Origin of the sequence: Dermacoccus sp. Ellin185 (assembly GCF_000152185.1) — a bacterium.
In the GTDB taxonomy this organism is placed as follows: Bacteria; Actinomycetota; Actinomycetes; order Actinomycetales; family Dermatophilaceae; genus Dermacoccus; species Dermacoccus nishinomiyaensis.
Genome location: NZ_AEIQ01000012.1, coordinates 1 through 2,352, shown reverse-complemented (window position 1 = coordinate 2,352; position 2,352 = coordinate 1). Strand labels below are relative to the sequence as shown.

Sequence of the window (2,352 nt, the reverse complement as noted above, 5' to 3'; positions counted from 1 at the left end):
CCTGCCCGCGTCGGCAGGAGCCGAACCGCTCACCGCCGTGCCGTTCGTCGCGATGCCGGCAGCGGCACCCTCGTTCGCCGCAGGCGCGCTCGTCACGTCGCCCGCGTCCGTCGAGGCGTCGGCAGCAGCCTGGGCGACGCGCTCCGAACGCGGCTTGACGCGGCCGGAGCGGCGCGTGCCCGACTTCTGGGGCGCACTTGTCTCGGGAGCAGCCTCAGCCGAGCCTGCGCCGTCCTGCGGCGACACCGTCATGACGGCGTCGTCGTCAGACGCGGTGGAGACGGGCTTCGACGTCGCCGACTTGTCGCCCGCGGAGATGGCTGCGGCGTGCGCGGCCGCGGCGATCTGCGCGAAACCGTTGTCGCGCTCCGCCTTCGACTCGCCGGCCTCGTCCTGACGACCCTGGTGCTGACCGCCGTTCGAGCCGCCGGTCGAACCGTGCGAACCGTTGCCCGGGGTGTCACGGCCACCACGACCACCGCGCCCGCCACGACCCTTGCGGTTCGTGTCGTTGCCGTTGATGTCGCGGTTCTCGACCGGGTGGTCGTGGATGACGATGCCGCGCCCCTGGCACGACTCGCACGTCTCGGAGAAGACCTCGACGAGGCCCGCGCCGACGCGCTTGCGCGTCATCTGCACGAGGCCGAGCGAGGTGACCTCGGCGACCTGGTGCTTCGTGCGGTCGCGGCCCAGGCACTCGAGCAGGCGACGCACGACGAGCTCGCGGTTCGCCTCGAGCACCATGTCGATGAAGTCGACGACGATGATGCCGCCGATGTCGCGCAGGCGCAGCTGACGCACGATCTCCTCGGCCGCCTCGATGTTGTTCTTCGTCACGGTCTCCTCGAGGTTGCCCCCGGAGCCGACGAACTTGCCGGTGTTGACGTCGACGACCGTCATCGCCTCGGTGCGGTCGATGACGAGCGAACCGCCCGACGGCAACCACACCTTGCGGTCCATGGCCTTGGCGAGCTGCTCGTCGATGCGGTGCTCGGCGAAGACGTCTTCGTCGCCCTCCCACTTCTCGAGGCGCTCGACGAGGTCGGGCGCGACCTCGGAGATGTAGGTGTGCACCTCGTTCCAGGCACGCTCGCCGGAGACGACCATCTTCGCGAAGTCCTCGTTGAACACGTCGCGGATGACGCGGACCGTCAGATCCGGTTCGCCGTGCAGCAGCGACGGCGCGTTGGCCGTCTCGGCCTTGGCCTGGATGCGCTCCCACATCTTCATGAGGCGCTCGACGTCGGCGCGCAATTCCTCTTCGGAAGCACCCTCGGCGGCGGTGCGGACGATGACGCCCGCGTCGGCCGGCACGACCTCCTTGAGAATGCGCTTGAGGCGCGCGCGCTCGGTGTCGGGCAGCTTGCGGCTGATGCCCGTCATCGAGTTGCCCGGCACGAAGACGACGAAGCGTCCCGGCAGCGAGATCTGCGACGTCAGGCGGGCGCCCTTGTGGCCGATCGGGTCCTTCGTCACCTGGACGAGGACGCTCTCGCCCGCCTTGAGTGCGTGCTCGATGCGCTTGGGCTGGTTGTCGAGACCGGCGGCGTCCCAGTTGACCTCGCCGGCGTACAGGACGGCGTTGCGCCCGCGGCCGATGTCGACGAACGCCGCCTCCATCGACGGCAGCACGTTCTGCACCCGGCCCAGGTAGACGTTGCCCGCCATCGAGCTCGCCTGCTCCTGACGCGAGACGTAGTGCTCGGCGAGCACCCCGTCCTCGAGGACGCCGATCTGAGTGCGCCCCTCCTGCTCGCGCACGACCATGACGCGCTCGACGCTCTCACGGCGTGCGAGGAACTCGGCTTCGGTGATGACGGTGCGGCGGCGCCCCGCCTCACGGCCCTCGCGTCGTCGCTGCTTCTTCGCCTCGAGGCGCACCGAGCCCTTGATGGAGGTGATCTCGTCCTTCGCGCGACGCGGCTCGCGCACCTTCGTCACGGTGTTCGCGTCGTCGCCGTCCGAGCCCTGACCCGAGCCGCTGCGACGGCGACGGCGCGTGCGCTTGCGCGACCCCGCGTCGTCCTGGGCGTCGTCGTCGTGCTTCGAGCCGCCGTCCTGCGCGGCGTTCCCGTCGCGCTTCGAGCCGTCGCCCTGCGCCGCGTCGTCGTGCTTCGCGTTGCCGCCCTTGGAACCGGAGTCGCGGCCGTCGGCGTCGTCGTGCTGAGCCTGCGAACCGTCGCTGGCGTCGTCACCCTTGTTGCCGCGACGGCCACGGCCGCCGCGACGACGCCGACGCGGGGTCAGCTCGTCGTCGTTCTCGTCGTGGTTGTCGTCGGTGTCGGCGGACTGCTTCTCGCCCGCCTCGTCCGCGCCCTCGCGCGAGCCCTGAGCGGCGTCGTCGGACGACGC

General features: G+C 70.7%; 1 protein-coding gene. It reads right to left on the bottom strand.

The window, feature by feature from the left end; translation table 11 throughout:
• Positions 1–2,352, bottom strand: a 2,352-nt coding sequence (locus tag HMPREF0321_RS00715) for an Rne/Rng family ribonuclease (RefSeq protein ID WP_006943446.1), incomplete at both ends; no start/stop codon positions are given.